We start from the raw sequence: 20,855 nt of genomic DNA, 5'->3' as shown, positions 1-20,855 counted from the left end.
TAATCCTGACAACTATACAATGATTCCCCGTAATAATCAAGTATTCATTTGTAACAAATTCTCGAATCACAATAAACAGCAAAAAACCATCCATCATGGGGATAATTCCCCATATTGGATGGTTTTAATAGTCTATTTACTCAGTAGAAACATCCGGATCGGCTTGTTCCTTAACCGGGATCACCTGAACAAAATGCTCAAGCGGATGTTCAATTAAGTGTTTGATTTCAGCCGCCTCTTCGAACTGTTCGGATTTCACAAGAGCTGCCATGTACTTTGTCAGCAGTTCAGAGATGTCTTCTGCGCCTTTAAATCCGATAGGCTCGAGGGACACCTTAGCGCCCTTTGCAATTCTGGACTGCAGTACTTCTGTCGTAAGGCCCAGCTCTGGCTGGAGACGGAGGTAGACCACACCGCCTGTCATGCCGGCACAGATCCATGGGCCCGGATCGCCAAGAACAAGCCCTCTTCCATTGGTCATATATTCGAAGGCGAATCCTTTGATATTCGCGTTTATACCGACATTGCCGCGGTCCGTAACAACCGGACCGGTCAGCTTTCCGCCAATGATGAGGTCTGCACCGGACAGGCGGATACCCGCTCTGGCATCGGCATTTCCCTGGATCATGAAGAGCCCTTTTTGGGCGCCATAGGCAACCCCTTTTCCGACGGAACCGTTATAGTAGTTGCCGTCTTTTCCTTTGGCCTTCAAAATGGTAATCGATCCGCCAAACGCAGTCTTGGCCAGACCGTCCTGTGCTCCGCCTTCTACCTTGATTTTAATTCCTTTTGACGTGTAGGCGCCAAGACCGTTTCCGGGAATGGAGCCGCTTTTAAAGTTAAGCGTAATGTCAGGCTTTTTGCCGGTTTGCTTTGAACGAACGTTGTACCCGGAGACACGGCTGCCAAGCACGCGTTGCTCCGCGGTAACAAATTGAAACTCTCTGGACTGGGTGAGCTGGGCAACGTCATTATCCAGATACTCTGCTCCTGCAGCCATTGTGACAGCTGCGAGCAATTTTTCCTCCGCTTGAGGCACCGGGATCATTTCTTCCACGACCGAGATCTGAAGCAGTGTGGATAAGTCGATCTGTTCCTGGCCGCGGGCTTGAACAAGTAAATCGGACTTTCCAACGAGCTCCTGAGCCGAAGAAAAACCAAGGGAGGCGGTGAGCAAGCGCAATTCCTCTCCAAATGCACTAAACAGTCGCACAAGTCCCTGAACAGCCGGGTCAAACTTTCTTGGCACAAAGCGGCGAAGACCATGATCAATGGCTTTTTGTTCGGAATCAATTTGAGTGGCAATTCCCACATGGCATGTATCCAGGTGACAGCCCCGGCAGGTCGTACATCCGATCGCTACCATGGACAGGGTACCAAAACCAATCCGGTTCGCCCCAAGCAGCATCATTTTTACTGCATCGAGGGCACTGCGGATTCCTCCATCAGCCCAAAGCTCAACCTTGTGGCGAAGCCCTGATTCAAGCAAGGCCGTATGGGCGGCTTTTACACCGATTTCAGCAGGCAAGCCAACATGCTGCAGTGCATGAACTCTGGCTGCGCCCGTACCGCCGTCAAAACCGCTCAACGTAATAATATCAGCTCCTGCTTTGGCAATACCGACAGCGATGGTGCCGATATTGGGAACAACCGGAACTTTTACCGATACCTTTGCCTGATCGTTCGCGGTTTTCAATTCCGTAATCATTTGCGCCAAATCTTCGATGGAGTAAATATCATGGTTGTTGGAAGGGGAGATCAAATCCGATCCAATGGTCGCATTCCGTGCCTCGGCGATTTTATTTGTCACCTTGGAGCCAGGCAAATGACCGCCTTCACCTGGTTTTGCTCCCTGGCCAATTTTAATTTCGAGCAGGTTGGAAGAATTGAGCAATTCGATATTGACGCCAAAACGTCCGGAAGCAATTTGCTGTCCCCGTGTTTTTGGATATTTTCCAATCATATCCTTGATCTCTCCGCCCTCGCCGTTCAGACTGATCATATTCAGAACATCTGCGGCTTCCGCATATGCTCTGAATGCGGTTTCGTTTTGCGAGCCAAATGACATCGAGCTGATGACAAAAGGAAGGCTGTGGTCTTTAACGCCTATGTCCACTTGAGCAGGATCAACAGGAGTCTGTGACGGAATCAAATCGGTCAGATGGCGAAGAGCGATCGGATTTTTCAACTCTTGTTCCGATAATTTCTCTGCATAGCTTCTGTAGTCGGCCTTTCCGCTTGCAATATCTCCGATGGATTTCCAAACGCGCGGAAAGAGGCGGAAACTTTTGCTAGGTCTTGCATTTTCCTGTTTGAAAACTTCCATGCGGGCAAAACTGTCTTCTTTCAGTGCCGAGAAATTATAGCTTAGGTTTTCTGAACCGAAAAAGTTAACGATGTTCAGTGTTTCGGCAATTTCCTGGCTCAGCCCGATACTGGAGAAGAGGCGGTCATAGCCTCTCAATTCATGGATTCCGATAGTGGAAATCACTTTCTCCAGTCCTTTGTTCAACGCTTCAAACAATTTGATTGCCGGAGTGGTATCCTCTGGCTCCGTAACGGTTTCAAAGAGCAGATAAGGACTGACCGCATCCGCTCCCAGCCCGATCGCCAGGATAATGTCGTGAAGCGACCGAATGGCGGCGGATCTTAAAATAAGGGATGCACTGCGGCGCAGCATTTGTTTTCTGAGGCTTTGATCCACAGCCGATAATACGAGGTGGGGATCGAGCCATAAATGCATACGGTGTGCCTGATTGTCGTCCAATATAAGGATGGTCGCCCCGTCCTTAATGGCAGTTGCCGCTTCAGTGCAAAGCCGCTTTAAGGCCTCTTCCACTGTTTCTTCGTCTTTCATGATGGTGTGAAGAATATATTTTTCGTTTCTTGCTTCAAAGTAGGCGCTTAATTGCTCATATGAAGGGTGGGGGTTTTGTTTAGAAAGCTCGTTTCCGTCCTTTCCTTCCACCAGCAGGGGAGTCAGCAGCTCGACCGTTCCAAGTGACTCTTCTTTTTCAAAAAGGGAAGGCCGTTTCCCCAGAACGGTACGTGTAGAAAAATGCTCTGTTTCACGGTCTCTGTCAATGGCCGGATTGGTAACAACAGCCACACTTTCTTTAATAAAATCCGCAATGTTTTGACGTTCCGGATGAAGGGCAGCCAATGGGGAGTCGTGCCCGAGTGATTGGATTGGCTCAACCCCTTTTTCCGCCATCTGTTCGAGCTGATGGATTTGTTCTCGGTCCCATCCGTAAGCGGAATACCAGCCATTGTGCTTCTTGAGCGGGGCACGGACATAACCGGTATCAAAGGCTTGAGTGTGCAGTTGCTTGCGGGCGCCGTCCACCTTAATTCGTTCTTTCATGGAAGAGAAGACAGCTTCCTGGTAACCGTTATGATCATAGTAAACCAGGCGTCCGTCCTCTTCGCGCTTTAACCCTACTTTTTCCCCGGGCGCGAAACATTTGGGCTCTGCCATAAATTCATTGTTTGATAGAATGCCCTGTTCGGAGGAGAAGTAAAGGGAGGTTTCCGTTTCAAGCTGCCAAATCGGACGAAGCCCAAGCGCATCTACGCTGAATACCGCTTCCCGTCCAAATCTTGAAATAATACCCGCAGGTCCCTGTGCAAAATGGCCCCATGCTTCCCTTAAGTAGGTATAGAGATCCTGAAGATGATGAGGATAGGATTTAATTTCATGTACGATAGGAGGAAACAGTACATCCATCGCTTCAAACAGGGTAAATCCATCACGTAGGATCAATGTTTCGATGACCCGGTTTAAATCCTGCGAATCACTTCCGCCGACGGTGACCGGAATACCGACAATTTCAGCTTCCTCCCGTAGCTTGGCAATCGTATTAAGTTCTCCGTTGTGGCCAAGTACACTGAACGGCTGCACCCTGAAAAACGTAGAAAGCGTGTTGGTGGAATAGCGATTATGCCCGAGTGTAACAGTCGATGCAATCAGCGGATTGTTCAGGTCATGGTAATAGGCAGGGAGGGTCTCTCCAGATCCCATGACTTTATAAACTGCATGATGGTTGCTTAAGGACGCAACATGAACAGAAGGTGACACTTCAATATCAGTCAGCAGGTTATACAGCGTACAGTCGAGGTCCGCCATTACTTTCTTCGGATGGAGGGCCACCTGCCAGAATACAGGCTCTTCACCTCTGGCGATCGGACCAAGTGCTTCAGACTTTGTCACAGATGTGGTTTCAAACAGCAGTTCAAAACCATGTGTCCCAAACAACTTCTTGATTTGAGTCATTTCTGACAGACTGTCCGCATTTTTATCAATAAAAATATGTCCGACGGTAAATTGGTCCGATTCCACGGCAGCATAAGGGAGACCTGCCCGGGTCAGCTTTTCTTTCCAAAGGGTCTTTGGAATATCAATATTAATCCCGATGCCGTCTCCTTCGTTTTCGATAAAACCTGCTCTGTGGTTCATTGTGATCAATGCAGAAATGGCATCATCCACGTTCTTTTTTGTAGGAATGTTCTCCTTTTCTATGACCGAAACAATTCCACAGCTGTCAAACTCTTGCTTCCTGTAATCCTTAAATTGCGCAGGACTCCATAACTTAACCATCCGATCGCCCCCTTACCTCCAAGTTTTAATATAAGACATAAAAAAACCAAATCGATAGATATGGTTTTATCTCTTTGCCAATGTATTTTTCGAGAAGTTATTTTTTCTCCGTTCTTATCATAGTATCATTGTTTAAATAGTCAGTCAATTATCTTTATTCAAAATTGCGAATATTGCGTATCGGAAAAGACAACAGAACGAACCTTATAATTTAAGTAAGCGCTTACATAATGAGATGAAAAAAACAGAGTGATTATTCACTCTGCTTAATAAAAATTACATTTCGGCAAGTTTTTTAAATGAAGACTCCACCGCTTTTAATGTTTCTTCAATATCCTGTTCGGTATGGGCGGTGGTAAGGAACATCGCTTCATATTTAGATGGTGCGAGATTGATTCCCTCTTCAAGCATGGCTTTAAAGTATTTGCCAAACAGCTCGCCGTCCGTGTTTTCTGCCTGTACATAATTGGAGATTTTCTCATGAGTAAAGTAAACCGTCAATGCTCCTTTAAGGCGGTTAATCGTAATTGGCATATTGTATGTTTTTGCATGGGCGAGGATGCCTTCTTCGAGTCTTTGCCCGAGTTTATCCATTTTTTCGTATACGCCCTCTTCCCGAAGCACTTCAAGGCAGGCGATCCCTGCTGATATGGATGCCGGGTTTCCTGCCATGGTTCCGGCCTGATAGGCAGGTCCAAGAGGCGCCACCTTTTCCATAATCTCTTTCTTCCCGCCGTAAGCTCCGATTGGCAGTCCGCCGCCGATAATTTTTCCGAGGGCAGTCATATCAGGTTTCACGTTCAAAAGGTCCTGTGCTCCGCCATACATAAATCGGAACGCTGTGATCACTTCATCATAGATAACGAGGGCTCCTGCTTCATGGGTCAGATCATTTACTGCTTCAAGGAATCCTTCCTTCGGTTCAACAATACCGAAATTGCCGACGATGGGTTCGACAAGAACAGCGGCGATCTCATCGCCCCATTTTTGCAAAGCCTCCCGATAGGAATCAATGTCATTGAACGGAACGGTGATCACTTCCTGGGCGATGCTTTTTGGAACACCGGCAGAATCGGGAGTGCCAAGCGTGGAAGGTCCTGAGCCTGCGGCTACAAGAACGAGATCAGAATGGCCGTGATAGCAGCCGGCAAACTTAATGATCTTGTCTCTTCCTGTGTACGCACGGGCCACGCGGATGGTAGTCATGACAGCTTCTGTTCCTGAATTAACAAAACGGACTTTTTCCATGGCAGGCATGGCTTCCTTCAGCATTTTTGCAAATTTCACTTCGAGACTTGTAGGTGTACCAAAAAGAACGCCGTTTTCGGCCGCTTTTGTGATCGCCTTTGTGATATGGGGATGGGCATGTCCGGTGATGATTGGCCCATAAGCCGCGAGGTAATCTATGTACTTGTTACCGTCCACATCCCAAAAGTACGCTCCCTGTGCTTTTTCCATAAACACCGGTGCACCGCCGCCAACTGCTTTAAACGAACGCGACGGGCTGTTTACGCCTCCGACAATATGCTCCTGTGCGTCTTTATATAGTAATTCTGACTGTTGATGCTTCATGAATTGTCCTCCTTGCTGTTTACAACCTAGTTAAAAACCATCCTTTATTGTAGCACGTTTTGGGCTATACAGCTGAAGAAACGCCCGAAGTTCAGGATGAAACAATTGTGGTCCTTGGTGAGTTAGGATAAACTAGTTCAGGTGCTAATCACGAGAACGAGGTTTTTTGGAGGAAAATAATAATGGACTATATTATAGATGTAAAAGAGTTGCGCAAGGAATTTACGTCTCATTCCAGCCGCTCCGGGCTTAAGGGAGCGTTCCGGGATTTATTTACAAGAAACTATACCATCAAGACAGCAGTCGATGATATTTCCCTTCAGATTAAAAAGGGGGAGATGGTCGGTTATATCGGCGAAAACGGCGCCGGAAAATCAACAACGATCAAAATGCTTACCGGAATTTTGACTCCGACATCCGGACACGTCCGGGTAAACGGGATGAATCCGCATAAGGACCGTGAACAATTTGTTCGGAGCATTGGCGTGGTATTCGGCCAGCGGTCCCAGTTATGGTGGGATATCGCAGTTCAAGAATCGTTTCGGCTGTTAAAAAAAGTGTATAACGTTCCTGACGATTTTTATAACACACATATGGCAGATGTCATCGAGACACTCGCTATTGAACCGTTGCTTGATAAACCGGTGCGAAAGCTGTCTTTGGGACAGCGTATGAGGTGTGAGCTCGCGGCTGCACTTATTCACAATCCGCCGCTTTTGTTTTTGGATGAACCCACGATCGGACTGGATGTGCTCGTAAAGCTCAAGATTCGCGAGTTCCTGAAAGAGATCAATGCGAAGTACGGAACGACCATTCTTCTTACCACCCATGACCTGTCTGATATCGAAGCACTTTGTGAGCGGGTCATCATGCTGGATGAAGGGAAAATCATTTATGATGGAGCACTTCGGCAGCTGCGTGAAAATTGGGGTGAAGGGAAGCAGATTCAATTTGCTTTTGCTGAAGAGGCAACACATGCCGAACTGCAAAGCTTGACTCATGATCATTTAGTGGTGTGGGAGCAGGGCAGCAATGCCAGCAACTGGACGGTCAGCGTTGAAAACAACGAGGATATTATTTCCGCTGTGATCGGCCAAGTAGTTGGTGCGAAAAAAATAGCCGACCTGAAAATTGTAGAAATTACGACAGAGGAAATCATACGAAATATCTATGAAGAAGGAGTCATCCGGAATGGCTAAATATATGGAAATGATTCGCATTCGTTTTTTAATGATGCTTGCCTACCGGACCAACTATTACAGCGGTATTTTAATCTATAGCATCAACATTGGCGCGTACTATTTTTTGTGGAGCGCCATCTACGGTGACAAATCCTCCATTCAGGATCTTTCCATTGTACAGATGACGACGTATATTGCGGTTTCCTGGATGGCACGGGCGTTTTACTTTAATAACATCGACCGTGAAATTGCTCTCGAAATTAAGGAAGGCAAAGTTGCGATTGAGATGATCCGTCCTTATAACTACCTGGGGATGAAGATGATGCAGGGCCTCGGTGAAGGGTTATTCCGGATTTTGTTTTTCTCGGTGCCAGGAATGGTGATCGTTTACTTTATTTTTCCGATACAATTCACCACACATCCGGCCACCTGGGGTTATTTTTTAATTTCCATTCTTTTGAGCTTTATTATCAATACACAAATAAACCTGCTGACAGGTATTGCTACGTTCTTTTTGTTTAACAATGATGGGCTGATCCGGGCGAAACGGGTGGTTATCGACTTGTTTTCCGGCCTGATTCTCCCGATCAGTTTTTTCCCGGTCTGGGCTCAGAGTGTCATGGATTATTTGCCGTTTAAAGGAATCAGTTATATACCTAGCATGATTTTTACAGAGGGATTTCAAGGAAACGAAATTTTACATGGACTTATGAATCAGACGGTATGGGCACTGGTTCTCTTTATCCCGATTCAGTTGCTTTGGACGACGGCAAAACGGCAGCTGATTGTGCAGGGAGGATGAGGGCAGAATGTCGTATTTATCTATCTTTTTTCAATATGCAGGACAGTATTTAAAAACAAGGCTCACTTATCGAGCTGATATGCTGGTTGAGATCTTTTCCGATTTGCTTTTTCAGGCTGTAAATCTAATTTTTATTTTGGTTGTTTTTGGACATACCAGCCTGCTGAGCGGCTGGAGCAAGGATGAAATGGTTTTTATCTATGGTTTCTTTCTTGTACCCTTTGCTATATTCGGTGCCTTTTTTAACATTTGGGACTTTACGGACCGGTATATTGTCAAAGGGGAGATGGACCGGATTCTCACCCGGCCCATTCACAGTCTGTTCCAAATCATCCTTGAAAGAATGGAATTGGAATCCTTGTTCGGGGTTATTACAGGACTTGGTATCATGTTTTATTCCGGCCGCCAACTCGGTTTAAGCCTTCACTGGTACGATCCTTTCGTTTTTGTGGTGCTTGTTGCCGGCGGGGCGCTCGTTTATGCGGGTATCTTTGTTGCCTTGGCAAGTATCGGGTTTTGGTCCGACAGCAAAACGGATATTATGCCGATGATGTACAATATCGGAAATTACGGCCGTTATCCGGTCAACATCTATAACCGTATTATTCGTTACGTGCTGACATGGATTCTTCCCTTTGCCTTTGTCGGAGTATATCCGTCTGCTTATTTTCTCGGCAGGGACGAATGGTATGGATATGCGTTTTTCACTCCGGTGATCGGCGTCATCTTCTTCGGACTTTCGGTTGTGTTATGGAATTACGGCGTTACCAAATACCGGGGAGCAGGAAATTAACGGATAATAGACACCTCGAATGGAGGTGTCTTTTTTATGTCTTTTATTCAGACGGCATCTAAGGTAGCAGGAAAAAAGGATTATTTTTTTTACAGTAATTTTCTAGTTAATTAACCTTACAAATGTTAGGAATGTGAAATTATTGGTATATAGTATTCATCTTTCTACAAATATGTAAAATTTTCTTTATCTTCTGCTAAATTGCTACTATGCTAAAAGTATCCCAAACAAAGGAGTGATCGATTTGATCAAGAAGTTCATGGCAGTAGCCGCTGTATTACCGATTGTTGTGTCTTTAGCATCCCCTGCACAAGCCGCAACACAAGTTTCACAAAAAACAGCTGTGAAAGCAGAAGTAGCCCCTAACGAAATTATTGTAAAATTTAAAAAAGGTGTTTCTTCAGCCAAAACAAAAGCGATCCACGCAAAATCTGACGCTCAGCTTGTTGAAAAGGAAAATGGTTTTCAAGTGGTTAAAGTGAAGGATGGCGATGTAAAAGGAGCCATCAAGGAGTACAAGAACAATGCAAACGTAGAATATGCAGAACCAAACTATACATACAAAGCAACCTATACACCAAATGATACGTATTTTTCTTCCTATCAATATGCGCCTCAAAAGGTGGGAGCGCAGTCCGCATGGGATGTTACAAAAGGATCGTCATCTGTGAAAGTGGCGATTGTCGATACAGGCGTGGACTACAACCATCCGGACTTGGCAGGTAAAGTAATCAAAGGATACGATTATGTGGACAATGACAGCGATCCAATGGATCTTAATGAGCACGGCACACATTGCGCAGGTATCGCGGCAGCGGTAACCAACAACAGCCGTGGTATTGCGGGCATGGCGCCAAACGTTTCGGTTTTGGCAGTTCGTGTGCTTGATGCAAACGGAAGCGGTTCCCTTGATGACGTGGCAAGCGGTATCCGGTATGCGGCTGATCAAGGAGCTAAGGTTATTTCTCTCAGCCTTGGCGGGCCAAGCTCTGCGTCCACTCTTCAAAGCGCAGTAAGTTACGCGGCAAGCAAAGGATCTGTAGTGGTCGCTGCTGCAGGTAATGAAAGCACTTCTGCTCCAAGTTACCCAGCTTATTACTCTTCTGCTATCGCGGTTGCGGCAACAGATCAGAATGACCGGCTTGCTTCCTTCTCCAATTACGGTTCTTGGGTAGATGTAGCGGCTCCAGGTGTTAACATCCTTTCCACAATACCTGGCGGAAATTATGCTTACCTTTCCGGAACAAGCATGGCCACTCCTCTTGTGGCTGGTGTAGCCGGTCTGCTGGCTTCACAGGGAAGAAGCGCTTCACAGATTCGTTCCGCGATTGAGAACACTGCGGCCAGAATTTCGGGTACCGGAACCTATTTCTCCAAAGGACGTGTGAACGCAGCGAATGCTGTTCGTTATTAATCAAATTGCAAAAGGCAGCGGCGATAAGTACCGCTGCCTTTTTTTATGAAAAGGTCTGACCTGTCCTAATCGTTCCCTGTGAAGCATAAACTGCTACCAAGGGATGGTGGACGGAGTATGTATGTTGCGATTCTTTTTTTATCAGGGTTTATTGTGTTCAAAAGCCTGCAGTCCCTTTTTTCCCATCCGGTAATGAAGTATCAGCTTATGTCACTGAACCACCTATTGGTATTAATCACCGTTTATATGACCATTATTTTGGGTTTTGGCTTGATGTACACCTCACTGCTCTTGATGGACATCCATGTCCTTGAGAAAGATGGGTTGGTGATCGGTCATCAACATTTTTTTCACGTAGTTGATGATGCGATGTATTTCAGCTCGATGACGATGCTGTCTGTCGGGTATGGAGATCTTACACCAATGGGTTTTGGCAGGTGGCTTTCAATTCTGGAGGCGCTCATCGGGTATCTGCTGCCGGCCGCATTTGTCCTGAATTCTGTCATTGATCGCAACCCTCCATCAAAAAGGTTGTAGGAAGGCACAGAATTGGTTACCCTCTTTATATGGAAACAACTTAAGCAGGAGGGATACAAATGGCTGTTGCCGAAGGAGAAAAAGCGCCGGATTTCACATTGCCGGCAAGCAACGGAGAAGAAGTAACGTTATCAGATTTCAAGGGGAAAAATGTCGTTCTTTATTTTTATCCAAAAGATATGACGCCCGGCTGTACTACCCAGGCTTGTGATTTCAGGGACAAGCATGAGGAATTTCAGGATTTGGATGCGGTGATTCTTGGCGTTAGCACGGATCCGCTCGCAAGGCATGAAAAATTTATTGATAAGTACGGTCTGCCGTTTTTGCTGCTCGCAGACGAAGACCATAAAGCAGCCGAGCTGTTTGATGTTTGGAAACTCAAAAAGAACTTTGGGAAAGAGTATATGGGGATTGAACGATCCACATTTATCCTTGATAAGGAAGGTACGCTTGTAAAAGAATACAGAAAAGTGAAGGTCAAAGAGCATATAGAGGAAGTGCTGAGCTATATCCGGGAAAACTTAAAATAAAATAAGGGTGCTGCAATTGATGCAGCATCCCTTTTAATGTTCCTCAAGATCCGAAACAGGGACTTCCATATCATGAGTCGGGTTATCATTCGGGTGTACCCATGCGGTTCCGCTTGCAGCGTTTATCGATTCAATCCATACAGGTTTTCCATAGTAGTGAACTTCAATTTCGCCAGGGGAAGTAATAATTTGTTTTGCTCGGTCTGTATTCATGATTATTTGCTCCTTTTTTTGTTTAGTATTGGACGTATAACGGGCGTGTATACGTTAGGATGAAATCTAAGCATGGTGAAAGAAATCATGATAATATTAAATTGTTGGAATTTTTGTAAGATACATAGAACAGGGGGATTTTACATGATTGATCAGAGAGTGGTTACTCTTGCGAAAACACTGCTTCACCATTCCGTTCAATTAAAGAAGGGGGAACGGGTGCTGATCACTTCACCGCTGACGGCCCGCCCATTAATAAAAGCACTAATCGAAGAAGCTTATGCAATGGATGCTTACCCGTATGTTAACCTTTACGATGATGAAATAAACCGGTATTTGTATACGGGGTATGAAGCGGAACAGCTCGAAACCTCCATGCAATGGGACTTAAAGAGGGTGAAGGAAGTGGATGCGTATATCTCCATTTCAAGTTCTGAAAACGATGCTGAACTTTCTGATGTGCCTGGAGAGAAGTTCCGCCTGCGCGGTGAATACTTTAAGCCGGTACAAAAAGTGATCATCAACGACCGCAAATGGGTATTGTTAAATTATCCGACGCAGGGTCTTGCCCAAAAGGCGAAGATGAGCTATGAGGCGTTTACAAATTTTCTTCTTGATGTCTGCAATGTGGACTATGAAAAAATGGACCAGGCCCAGCAGCCTTTAAAGGAATTAATGGAACGCACCGATAGAGTAAGGATTGTGTCTCCGGGTACGGATCTGACATTCTCCATTAAAGGCATTCCTGCCGTGAAGTGTGCAGGGGAAAACAACATTCCGGATGGGGAGGTATTTACAGCTCCGGTCAAAGATAGTGTCAACGGAACCATCACCTACAATACTCCTTGTCCATACCGCGGAACGGTATTTAACAATGTAAGTCTTACATTCAAGGACGGAAAAATTGTAGAAGCAACAGCTGATAATTCAGATAAAATCAATGAGATTTTTGAGACGGATGAAGGAGCGCGTTTTGTCGGTGAGTTTGCGATTGGCGTAAATCCGATGATTTTGCACCCAATGGGAGATATCCTGTTTGACGAAAAAATAGCAGGAAGCATTCACTTCACTCCGGGTGAGGCCTATGAAGATGCGGACAATGGAAACCGTTCTTCCGTTCACTGGGATATGGTGCTCATCCAGCGACCTGAGTATGGCGGGGGAGAGCTGTATTTTGATGACGTTCTTGTTCGAAAGGATGGATTGTTTGTCCTTCCTGAGCTTGAAGGGCTAAATCCTCAGCATTTAAAATGAAAAATTTAACAGAACAGTTGGTACCGCAGATTCGAAAATGCATAGAATTTAGTAATAACTCTTCCAATTAGTGCGGGATTCATTCCCGCACTTTTTACTTTGACCACCTTTTTAATCCTTGGGAGGAAACAGCATGTACATTGTGACATCAGCAAAAATCAGACAAGACCTTCAGAAAGCACTTTTGGACCGTTTTCCCAATGAGAACTTTTATTTTCATGAAAACATAAACGAAGCACAAACGAATTTAAAAAACGCAGAAATTTTAATAACGCTTGGGGAAGACTTAAGTAGAGAGCATATTGAAGAAGCTGTTCATCTAGAATGGATTATGGTCATATCCGCCGGAATGGACAGGATGCCATTTCACGCCATCAAGGAAAAGGGGATATTGGTGACGAATGCAAGAGGCATCCATAAAACCCCAATGGCCGAGTATACGATGGGCATGATATTGCAGACGGCAAGACAAGCTAAAATCCTGATCAAGCACCAGGAGCAGGGCATTTGGGACAGAAGTGTTCCGATGAGTGAAATATCTGGCCGTACGATTGGTATTTTGGGAACTGGGGCTATTGGTAGTGAAATCGCCAGGCTCGCCAAGGCATTTGGCATGACGACGCTTGGGTTTAACAGAAGCGGGGAGCATGCTGAATACGTGGACAGAATGTATTCGAAAGGGGAGGAGCTGGCATCCGTCCTCAAGGAGAGCGACTACCTTGTCTCTGTGCTTCCGACTACAGAGGAAACAAAGGGCTTTCTTTCGCTCGAGCATTTTCGGCGCATGAAGAAGTCTGCAGTATTTCTTAACATCGGGAGGGGAACAACGGTTGTTCAAGATGACTTAATTTCGGCTCTTCGGCAGGGGGAGATTGCCCATGCGGTTCTCGATGTGTTCGAAGAAGAGCCTCTTCCTGCAAACAATCCGCTCTGGAACATGAAGAATGTTACCATTACTCCCCATCTTTCCGGGATCTCTCCTTTATATCAGGACAGGGCCATTCAGCTGTTTGCAGAAAACCTGGAGAAATATAAGAAGAAAGACCCCCTTTTAGCCAATATCATCGCAGTAGAGCGGGGCTATTGATTGACAAATGCAGGCATTCCGAGATACACTATTTATAAATATTACAATGTAAGAATATCTTTTGAGAGCGAGGTGCATGACGATGTCTGAAGTACGCATTAATGAAGCAATTGACACATTAAAGCAGTTTGGAGTCCGCATTACTCCTCAGCGTCATGCGATTCTGGAACATCTGATACAATCAATGACCCATCCGACCGCAGATGAAATATATAAGTCCTTGGAAGGCAAATTTCCCAATATGAGTGTAGCGACGGTTTATAACAACCTTCGTGTATTTAAAGAAGTTGGTCTCGTTAAGGAATTGACGTACGGAGATGCCTCCAGCCGTTTTGATTGCGTCACCACCGAACACTATCACATCATTTGTGAAGGGTGCGGAAAAATTGTGGATTTCCATTATCCAGGACTGGATGAGGTGGAAGCGCTGGCCGAGTCCGTTACAGGTTTTGATGTTGGCCATCACCGCATGGAGATCTACGGTACATGCCCGGAATGCAGAACCAATAAAACAAAAATAAGCTGAACCAGCTTGGCTGGATTCAGCTTATTTTTTTGATGCTTGTTTCATTGCGCGTCTGGAGTTGTATTTTTCATCAAATTCAAGGCCTTCGAGATTTTTATCAAGTGTCAATGGCTGATTGCAGGACATGCAGGCATCCGCTCGCCCCAGAACCTTTGTTATCTTATTGCAGTTCGGACAGACCACCTGAACCGCATTGGTTGAGATCATTCCGATCCAAAAATAAACTCCAGCACTGGCGAGGGTTGCAAGAAATCCAATTAACATAAATAATGACATTAGTATAAAATGGCTTCTGAAGTACAGGCCGGCGTACATAATAATAATTCCGATAAACACAAGACTTAGAGCAAACGTACGTATTTTATTAATCTTGCTCGTATATTTTATCATGATTGTCCCTCCTAACTTACAGTATACAAGGACTTGGAAAAAAAGAAAGGATTTTCAGACCTTGCGTTGAATTGGTTGGAGACCGAAATCAGAACGGGAGTTGAAGGCATGGAAGACTTGTTACGCCCGCTTTATCAAGAAAGGGCGAGTAACGAAAACACATTGGGAGTACTGTTAATCGAGAGCAATAAACCGTTTAGCCCATTAACAGACAACTTTGACAGCATCCTCTTTATTATTGTGACAAAAGGGGAAAAACCATGGAGCGTTAAACATTACGAATATGGTGATAAAATCGCAGCTTTACATATTGTAACGGAAGATCAGCTGAACCAATGGCTTCTTCTGGGTTCGAACCGCCGTGTGGTTGATTGGGTTGTAAACGGAAAAGTTCTATTTAACCGAAACGAATATATTACGGAGCTTCGTGACCGATTGGACAAGTTTCCCGTACCGGAACGATCCAAGAAAATAACCATTGAGTTCGGCAAGCTGCTCCGCCGTTTTTCCGATGGAAAGGAATTGTTTCACAGCGGTCAGTACCTTGATTCATTCAACCATATTCTGCATGCCTTGCATCACCTGGCCCGTCTGGCTGTGATCGAACGCGGATTTCACCCGGAAATTACGGTCTGGAATCAGGTGAAGGTGATTGAGCCCCAAATTTACAAACTATATGAAGAACTTATTACCGGGAATGAACCGATTGAAAAAAGGATTGAACTTCTCTTAATTGCCAGCGAGTTCTCCATTAGTTCCAAAACAAAGCTTGGGGCCGGACATTTGCTGAGCGTATTTCAGGAACAAAACGAATGGTCTGTTGCCGAATTAATGGAGCATCATGAGGTGGCCGATTATTCTATTGACCTGACCGTCCTTCTTGAGCACCTGATCGAAAGGGGAATCATCCATGTGATCAGGCAGGAAACCAAGGGGAAACACTTGTATCATCGCCACTACACCACTAAATTCTAAAAAAGAACAACTTTTTTCGAAAAAGGTGTTGACCACTTTCTAACTAACATGGTATAGTACTACTTGTCGCTGAAACGACACGGCAAATAAACGAAATAAACAAAGCAAAAAAGTGGTTGACACCTTTCGTCAAAGGTGCTATCATAAGAAAGTCGCCAAAACGAGCGGCATCGACAAAATGTTCTTTGAAAACCAAACAAAAGCCAGAGTAAGTCAGGGATTTTACAATCCCATCAATTTCTTATTTTTAAACATTAAGAGCTATATCAAACACTTTATTGGAGAGTTTGATCCTGGCTCAGGATGAACGCTGGCGGCGTGCCTAATACATGCAAGTCGAGCGAATGACGAGGAGCTTGCTCCTCTGATTTAGCGGCGGACGGGTGAGTAACACGTGGGTAACCTGCCTGTAAGACGGGGATAACTCCGGGAAACCGGAGCTAATACCGGATGATAACGAGAAGCGCCTGCTTCTTTTTTGAAAGTCGGTTTCGGCTGACGCTTACAGATGGGCCCGCGGCGCATTAGCTAGTTGGTGAGGTAACGGCTCACCAAGGCGACGATGCGTAGCCGACCTGAGAGGGTGATCGGCCACACTGGGACTGAGACACGGCCCAGACTCCTACGGGAGGCAGCAGTAGGGAATCTTCGGCAATGGACGAAAGTCTGACCGAGCAACGCCGCGTGAGCGATGAAGGCCTTCGGGTCGTAAAGCTCTGTTGTCAGAGAAGAACAAGTACCGGAGTAACTGCCGGTACCTTGACGGTACCTGACCAGAAAGCCACGGCTAACTACGTGCCAGCAGCCGCGGTAATACGTAGGTGGCAAGCGTTATCCGGAATTATTGGGCGTAAAGCGCGCGCAGGCGGTTTCTTAAGTCTGATGTGAAAGCCCACGGCTCAACCGTGGAGGGTCATTGGAAACTGGGAGACTTGAGTGCAGGAGAGAAAAGTGGAATTCCACGTGTAGCGGTGAAATGCGTAGAGATGTGGAGGAACACCAGTGGCGAAGGCGGCTTTTTGGCCTGTAACTGACGCTGAGGCGCGAAAGCGTGGGGAGCAAACAGGATTAGATACCCTGGTAGTCCACGCCGTAAACGATGAGTGCTAGGTGTTGGGGGGTTCCACCCTCAGTGCTGACGTTAACACATTAAGCACTCCGCCTGGGGAGTACGGCCGCAAGGCTGAAACTCAAAGGAATTGACGGGGGCCCGCACAAGCAGTGGAGCATGTGGTTTAATTCGAAGCAACGCGAAGAACCTTACCAGGTCTTGACATCCTCTGACCACTTGAGAGATCAAGCTTTCCCCTTCGGGGGACAGAGTGACAGGTGGTGCATGGTTGTCGTCAGCTCGTGTCGTGAGATGTTGGGTTAAGTCCCGCAACGAGCGCAACCCTTGACCTTAGTTGCCAGCATTCAGTTGGGCACTCTAAGGTGACTGCCGGTGACAAACCGGAGGAAGGTGGGGATGACGTCAAATCATCATGCCCCTTATGACCTGGGCTACACACGTGCTACAATGGGTGGTACAAAGGGTTGCGAAGCCGCGAGGCCGAGCCAATCCCAAAAAGCCACTCTCAGTTCGGATTGTAGGCTGCAACTCGCCTACATGAAGCCGGAATTGCTAGTAATCGCGGATCAGCATGCCGCGGTGAATACGTTCCCGGGCCTTGTACACACCGCCCGTCACACCACGAGAGTTTGTAACACCCGAAGTCGGTGGGGTAACCTTTTGGAGCCAGCCGCCGAAGGTGGGACAGATGATTGGGGTGAAGTCGTAACAAGGTAGCCGTATCGGAAGGTGCGGCTGGATCACCTCCTTTCTATGGAGACATGAGCACTCAGGTGCCTCATGAATCTTACTCTGAGCTTTTGTTTGGTTTTGAAAGAACATCGTTTCTTTCAATTCATAAAGGTTACACATTTGATGTGGCCATGTTCCTTGAAAACTAGATAACGAAACATCCAAACAAGCCAACTAATTCATTAGTTGTGCGCTGATTTAGTGATTTTTTTACGATCTTACGATCGTGTTTAAAGGTTAAGCTAGAAAGGGCGCACGGTGGATGCCTTGGCACTAGGAGCCGAAGAAGGACGGGACGAACACCGATATGCCTCGGGGAGCTGTAAGTAAGCGTTGATCCGGGGATTTCCGAATGGGGGAACCCACCATCCGTAATGGGATGGTATCCATATCTGAATACATAGGATATGAGAAGGCAGACCCGGGGAACTGAAACATCTAAGTACCCGGAGGAAGAGAAAGCAAATGCGATTTCCTGAGTAGCGGCGAGCGAAACGGAAACAGCCCAAACCAGAGGGCTTGCCCTCTGGGGTTGTAGGACACTCTACATGGAGTTACAAAGGAACGGGGTAGATGAAGCGGTCTGGAAAGGCCGGCCAAAGAAGGTAACAGCCCTGTAGTTGAAACTTCGTTCCCTCCTGAGTGGATCCTGAGTACGGCGGGACACGTGAAACCCCGTCGGAATCCGGGAGGACCATCTCCCAAGGCTAAATACTCCCTAGTGACCGATAGTGAACCAGTACCGTGAGGGAAAGGTGAAAAGCACCCCGGAAGGGGAGTGAAAGAGATCCTGAAACCGTGTGCCTACAAGTAGTTGGAGCCCATTAACGGGTGACAGCGTGCCTTTTGTAGAATGAACCGGCGAGTTACGATAACGTGCAAGGTTAAGCCGAGAAGGCGGAGCCGCAGCGAAAGCGAGTCTGAATAGGGCGCCATAGTACGTTGTCGTAGACCCGAAACCGTGTGATCTACCCATGTCCAGGGTGAAGTTCAGGTAACACTGAATGGAGGCCCGAACCCACGCACGTTGAAAAGTGCGGGGATGAGGTGTGGGTAGGGGTGAAATGCCAATCGAACACGGAGATAGCTGGTTCTCCCCGAAATAGCTTTAGGGCTAGCCTCGCGGCTAGAGTCCTGGAGGTAGAGCACTGATTGGACTAGGGGCCCCCACAGGGTTACCGAATTCAGTCAAACTCCGAATGCCAGAGACTTATCCGCGGGAGTCAGACTGCGAGTGATAAGATCCGTAGTCAAGAGGGAAACAGCCCAGACCATCAGCTAAGGTCCCAAAGTATACGTTAAGTGGGAAAGGATGTGGAGTTGCCCAGACAACCAGGATGTTGGCTTAGAAGCAGCCACCATTTAAAGAGTGCGTAATAGCTCACTGGTCGAGTGACTCTGCGCCGAAAATGTACCGGGGCTAAACGTATCACCGAAGCTATGGATTGTACCATCAGGTACAGTGGTAGGGGAGCGTTCGAAGTGCGGTGAAGTCAGACCGGAAGGACTGGTGGAGCGCTTTGAAGTGAGAATGCCGGTATGAGTAGCGAAAGACAAGTGAGAATCTTGTCCATCGAAAGCCTAAGGTTTCCTGAGGAAGGCTCGTCCGCTCAGGGTTAGTCGGGACCTAAGCCGAGGCCGAAAGGCGTAGGCGATGGCCAACAGGTTGAAATTCCTGTACCACCTCCTTTCCGTTTGAACGACGGGGGGACGCAGGAAGGTAGGGAGAGCGCGCGAATGGAAATGCGCGTCTAAGCAGTTAGGCTGATTGTGAGGCAAATCCCGCAATCGTGAAGGCTGAGCTGTGACGGCGAGGGAAATTACAGTACCGAAGTCCCTGATCCTACACTGCCAAGAAAAGCCTCTAGTGAGGAAAGAGGTGCCCGTACCGCAAACCGACACAGGTAGGCGAGGAGAGAATCCTAAGATGATCGGGAGAACTCTCGTTAAGGAACTCGGCAAAATGACCCCGTAACTTCGGGAGAAGGGGTGCTCTGGTAGGGTTTATCGCCCGAGAGAGCCGCAGTGAATAGATCCAAGCGACTGTTTAGCAAAAACACAGGTCTCTGCGAAGCCGCAAGGCGAAGTATAGGGGCTGACACCTGCCCGGTGCTGGAAGGTTAAGAGGAGGGGTTATCCCTTAGGGGAGAAGCTCTGAATTGAAGCCCCAGTAAACGGCGGCCGTAACTATAACGGTCCTAAGGTAGCGAAATTCCTTGTCGGGTAAGTTCCGACCCGCACGAAAGGTGTAACGATTTGGATACTGTCTCAACGAGAGACCCGGTGAAATTATAGTACCTGTGAAGATGCAGGTTACCCGCGACAGGACGGAAAGACCCCATGGAGCTTTACTGCAGCTTGATATTGGATTTTGGTACAGTTTGTACAGGATAGGTAGGAGCCTGAGAAGTCGGAGCGCCAGCTTCGATGGAGGCGTCGGTGGGATACTACCCTGACTGTATTGAAATTCTAACCTGGAACCGTGATCCGGTTCGGAGACAGTGTCAGGTGGGCAGTTTGACTGGGGCGGTCGCCTCCTAAATCGTAACGGAGGCGCCCAAAGGTTCCCTCAGAATGGTTGGAAATCATTCGCAGAGTGTAAAGGCACAAGGGAGCTTGACTGCGAGACCTACAAGTCGAGCAGGGACGAAAGTCGGGCTTAGTGATCCGGTGGTTCCGCATGGAAGGGCCATCGCTCAACGGATAAAAGCTACCCTGGGGATAACAGGCTTATCTCCCCCAAGAGTCCACATCGACGGGGAGGTTTGGCACCTCGATGTCGGCTCATCGCATCCTGGGGCTGAAGTAGGTCCCAAGGGTTGGGCTGTTCGCCCATTAAAGCGGTACGCGAGCTGGGTTCAGAACGTCGTGAGACAGTTCGGTCCCTATCCGTCGCGGGCGCAGGAAATTTGAGAGGAGCTGTCCTTAGTACGAGAGGACCGGGATGGACACACCGCTGGTGTACCAGTTGTTCCGCCAGGGGCATAGCTGGGTAGCTACGTGTGGACGGGATAAGTGCTGAAAGCATCTAAGCATGAAGCCCCCCTCAAGATGAGATTTCCCATCACGTCAAGTGAGTAAGACCCCTTAGAGATGATGAGGTTGATAGGTCTGGTGTGGAAGCGTGGTGACACGTGGAGCTGACAGATACTAATCGGTCGAGGGCTTATCCTTAAAAAT

14 protein-coding genes and 2 rRNA genes are annotated in these 20,855 nt (G+C 47.0%); 12 read left to right on the top strand and 4 right to left on the bottom strand.

Translation table 11 applies throughout. The features are described from left to right. Positions 1–136: 136 nt before the first annotated feature. Together DMO16_RS12190 and DMO16_RS12185 are read right to left on the bottom strand one after the other, a co-directional pair. The gene (locus tag DMO16_RS12190) at positions 137–4,597 is read right to left on the bottom strand and encodes a glutamate synthase-related protein (protein WP_129477683.1); all 4,461 of its coding nucleotides are present in this window, start codon (positions 4,595–4,597) and stop codon (positions 137–139) included. Between the two features lie 276 nt (positions 4,598–4,873). Next, the gene (locus DMO16_RS12185; RefSeq protein ID WP_129477681.1) at positions 4,874–6,169 is read right to left on the bottom strand and encodes a glutamate-1-semialdehyde 2,1-aminomutase; all 1,296 of its coding nucleotides are present in this window, start codon (positions 6,167–6,169) and stop codon (positions 4,874–4,876) included. A gap of 182 nt (positions 6,170–6,351) precedes the next feature. Here DMO16_RS12185 and DMO16_RS12180 point away from each other — a divergent pair, with 182 nt between their 5' ends. The 6 genes from DMO16_RS12180 to bcp all read left to right on the top strand — a co-directional run bounded on the left by DMO16_RS12180 (position 6,352) and on the right by bcp (position 11,426). Then, positions 6,352–7,368 carry an ABC transporter ATP-binding protein gene (locus DMO16_RS12180; protein ID WP_129477679.1) on the top strand — a complete coding sequence of 339 codons (1,017 nt, stop codon included), beginning with the start codon at positions 6,352–6,354 and terminating at the stop codon, positions 7,366–7,368. Further along, on the top strand, positions 7,361–8,152 hold the full coding sequence (locus DMO16_RS12175; RefSeq protein ID WP_061974252.1) for an ABC transporter permease: 792 nt from the start codon (positions 7,361–7,363) through the stop codon (positions 8,150–8,152). Before DMO16_RS12180 ends, DMO16_RS12175 begins: the two co-directional genes overlap by 8 nt. A gap of 7 nt (positions 8,153–8,159) precedes the next feature. Further along, positions 8,160–8,945 carry an ABC transporter permease gene (locus DMO16_RS12170; protein ID WP_129477677.1) on the top strand — a complete coding sequence of 262 codons (786 nt, stop codon included), beginning with the start codon at positions 8,160–8,162 and terminating at the stop codon, positions 8,943–8,945. 244 nt (positions 8,946–9,189) lie between these two features. Then, entirely contained in the window at positions 9,190–10,359 is a 1,170-nt protein-coding gene (locus DMO16_RS12165; protein WP_241840550.1) for a S8 family peptidase, read from the top strand. A gap of 117 nt (positions 10,360–10,476) precedes the next feature. Beyond that, entirely contained in the window at positions 10,477–10,896 is a 420-nt protein-coding gene (locus DMO16_RS12160) for a potassium channel family protein (protein ID WP_061974249.1), read from the top strand. Between the two features lie 59 nt (positions 10,897–10,955). Continuing rightward, entirely contained in the window at positions 10,956–11,426 is a 471-nt protein-coding gene (bcp, locus tag DMO16_RS12155) for a thioredoxin-dependent thiol peroxidase (RefSeq protein ID WP_129477675.1), read from the top strand. Between the two features lie 33 nt (positions 11,427–11,459). Here bcp and DMO16_RS12150 read toward each other — a convergent pair whose 3' ends face one another. After that, on the bottom strand, positions 11,460–11,639 hold the full coding sequence (locus DMO16_RS12150; RefSeq protein WP_061974245.1) for an H-type small acid-soluble spore protein: 180 nt from the start codon (positions 11,637–11,639) through the stop codon (positions 11,460–11,462). Between the two features lie 144 nt (positions 11,640–11,783). Here DMO16_RS12150 and DMO16_RS12145 point away from each other — a divergent pair, with 144 nt between their 5' ends. The 3 genes from DMO16_RS12145 (at position 11,784) to perR (ending at position 14,506) form a co-directional block, all read left to right on the top strand. Beyond that, positions 11,784–12,893, top strand: a complete 1,110-nt coding sequence (locus tag DMO16_RS12145; protein ID WP_129477673.1) for an aminopeptidase — start codon at positions 11,784–11,786, stop codon at positions 12,891–12,893. A 133-nt stretch (positions 12,894–13,026) separates the two neighbouring features. Further along, positions 13,027–13,980: a D-2-hydroxyacid dehydrogenase gene (locus DMO16_RS12140; RefSeq protein WP_129477671.1), complete on the top strand. Its 954-nt coding sequence runs from the start codon at positions 13,027–13,029 to the stop codon at positions 13,978–13,980. A gap of 82 nt (positions 13,981–14,062) precedes the next feature. Continuing rightward, the gene (gene perR, locus DMO16_RS12135) at positions 14,063–14,506 is read left to right on the top strand and encodes a peroxide-responsive transcriptional repressor PerR (RefSeq protein WP_061974238.1); all 444 of its coding nucleotides are present in this window, start codon (positions 14,063–14,065) and stop codon (positions 14,504–14,506) included. A 21-nt stretch (positions 14,507–14,527) separates the two neighbouring features. Here perR and DMO16_RS12130 read toward each other — a convergent pair whose 3' ends face one another. After that, positions 14,528–14,896: a YgzB family protein gene (locus DMO16_RS12130; RefSeq protein WP_061974236.1), complete on the bottom strand. Its 369-nt coding sequence runs from the start codon at positions 14,894–14,896 to the stop codon at positions 14,528–14,530. Positions 14,897–15,004: 108 nt separating this feature from the next. Between DMO16_RS12130 and DMO16_RS12125 the strand changes: the two genes are divergently transcribed. The 3 genes from DMO16_RS12125 to DMO16_RS12115 all read left to right on the top strand — a co-directional run bounded on the left by DMO16_RS12125 (position 15,005) and on the right by DMO16_RS12115 (position 20,849). Then, positions 15,005–15,871 (top strand): nucleotidyltransferase-like protein, encoded by an 867-nt coding sequence (locus DMO16_RS12125; RefSeq protein WP_129477669.1) that lies wholly within the window; start codon positions 15,005–15,007, stop codon positions 15,869–15,871. A 275-nt stretch (positions 15,872–16,146) separates the two neighbouring features. Continuing rightward, positions 16,147–17,694: ribosomal RNA gene (locus DMO16_RS12120) — 16S ribosomal RNA — on the top strand. A 216-nt stretch (positions 17,695–17,910) separates the two neighbouring features. Then, positions 17,911–20,849: ribosomal RNA gene (locus tag DMO16_RS12115) — 23S ribosomal RNA — on the top strand. The 16S and 23S rRNA genes sit together here, the layout of an rRNA operon. The last annotated feature ends 6 nt before the right edge of the window (positions 20,850–20,855 follow it).

The sequence above is a fragment of the Fictibacillus sp. S7 genome (assembly GCF_004127935.1).
Taxonomy (GTDB): Bacteria; Bacillota; Bacilli; order Bacillales; family Fictibacillaceae; genus Fictibacillus_C; species Fictibacillus_C enclensis.
Note: the sequence above shows the minus strand (reverse complement) of the source record. Positions and strands in the feature narration are given on the sequence as shown.

What these genes read in the sequence shown, in the direction of transcription:
- DMO16_RS12190 (WP_129477683.1), bottom strand. Translation starts at nt 4,597, where the DNA reads ATGGTTAAGTTATGGAGTCCTGCGCAATTTAAGGATTACAGGAAGCAA.
- DMO16_RS12185 (WP_129477681.1), bottom strand. Translation starts at nt 6,169, where the DNA reads ATGAAGCATCAACAGTCAGAATTACTATATAAAGACGCACAGGAGCAT.
- DMO16_RS12180 (WP_129477679.1), top strand. Translation starts at nt 6,352, where the DNA reads ATGGACTATATTATAGATGTAAAAGAGTTGCGCAAGGAATTTACGTCT.
- DMO16_RS12175 (WP_061974252.1), top strand. Translation starts at nt 7,361, where the DNA reads ATGGCTAAATATATGGAAATGATTCGCATTCGTTTTTTAATGATGCTT.
- DMO16_RS12170 (WP_129477677.1), top strand. Translation starts at nt 8,160, where the DNA reads ATGTCGTATTTATCTATCTTTTTTCAATATGCAGGACAGTATTTAAAA.
- DMO16_RS12160 (WP_061974249.1), top strand. Translation starts at nt 10,477, where the DNA reads ATGTATGTTGCGATTCTTTTTTTATCAGGGTTTATTGTGTTCAAAAGC.
- bcp (WP_129477675.1), top strand. Translation starts at nt 10,956, where the DNA reads ATGGCTGTTGCCGAAGGAGAAAAAGCGCCGGATTTCACATTGCCGGCA.
- DMO16_RS12150 (WP_061974245.1), bottom strand. Translation starts at nt 11,639, where the DNA reads ATGAATACAGACCGAGCAAAACAAATTATTACTTCCCCTGGCGAAATT.
- DMO16_RS12145 (WP_129477673.1), top strand. Translation starts at nt 11,784, where the DNA reads ATGATTGATCAGAGAGTGGTTACTCTTGCGAAAACACTGCTTCACCAT.
- DMO16_RS12140 (WP_129477671.1), top strand. Translation starts at nt 13,027, where the DNA reads ATGTACATTGTGACATCAGCAAAAATCAGACAAGACCTTCAGAAAGCA.
- perR (WP_061974238.1), top strand. Translation starts at nt 14,063, where the DNA reads ATGTCTGAAGTACGCATTAATGAAGCAATTGACACATTAAAGCAGTTT.
- DMO16_RS12130 (WP_061974236.1), bottom strand. Translation starts at nt 14,896, where the DNA reads ATGATAAAATATACGAGCAAGATTAATAAAATACGTACGTTTGCTCTA.
- DMO16_RS12125 (WP_129477669.1), top strand. Translation starts at nt 15,005, where the DNA reads ATGGAAGACTTGTTACGCCCGCTTTATCAAGAAAGGGCGAGTAACGAA.